General features: G+C 62.2%; 1 protein-coding gene. It reads left to right on the top strand.

What is annotated here, in order from left to right; genetic code table 11:
* Nucleotides 1-272 precede the first annotated feature (272 nt).
* Nucleotides 273-661, top strand: a 389-nt coding sequence (locus tag EN964_RS36375) for an LLM class flavin-dependent oxidoreductase (RefSeq protein WP_127277584.1), incomplete at its 3' end; no start/stop codon positions are given.

Raw genomic sequence — 661 nt, 5'->3', positions numbered from 1 at the left:
GCTTACATACGCGCGAAAACCGAGAGTTCAAGCGCCAAAACGGCATGGCAGCCATGAAATTGTCGGCTGTTGCACTCGGGAGACGCCTTTGGAGCAATTTCAGGGAAGTGTGAAACGGTTTTCCCGGGAAAAGCGCGCAGCGCTTTCCCTTGGGAATTGCGACGAAGAGATTGAACCGAAAACGACATGCACTGTTCACCGTCGCGCCTCTGGCGGCGAGGTTGGCGGATGGCTACGTCTAGCGGCAAATTCCAACACCAGGATGACATTAGATGGAACTCGGTCTCTACACCTTCGCCGACGTCAGCCCGCAGCCGGGCCCCGGCGCCATCGGCCCGCATGAGCGGCTGCGCAACCTGATCGAGGAGGTCGAGCTGGCCGATCAGGTCGGCCTCGACGTCTTCGGCCTCGGCGAGCATCACCGGCCCGACTATGCCGCCTCCGCACCGGTCGTGGCCCTGGCCGCGGCCGCCGAGCGCTCGAAGCGCATCAAGCTGACCAGTGCCGTCACCGTTCTGTCTTCTGATGACCCGGTGCGCGTGTTCCAGCAGTTCGCAACGCTCGACCTTCTGTCGGGCGGCCGCGCCGAGATCATGGCCGGACGCGGCTCGTTCATCGAATCCTTCCCGCTGTTCGGTTACAACCTCGAGGACTATGACGA

It is taken from the genome of Mesorhizobium sp. M7A.F.Ca.CA.001.10.2.1 (genome assembly GCF_003998575.1).
Taxonomy (GTDB): domain Bacteria; phylum Pseudomonadota; class Alphaproteobacteria; order Rhizobiales; family Rhizobiaceae; genus Mesorhizobium.
The sequence above is the reverse complement of the archived record's forward strand: the minus strand, read 5'-3'. Positions and strand labels throughout refer to the sequence as shown.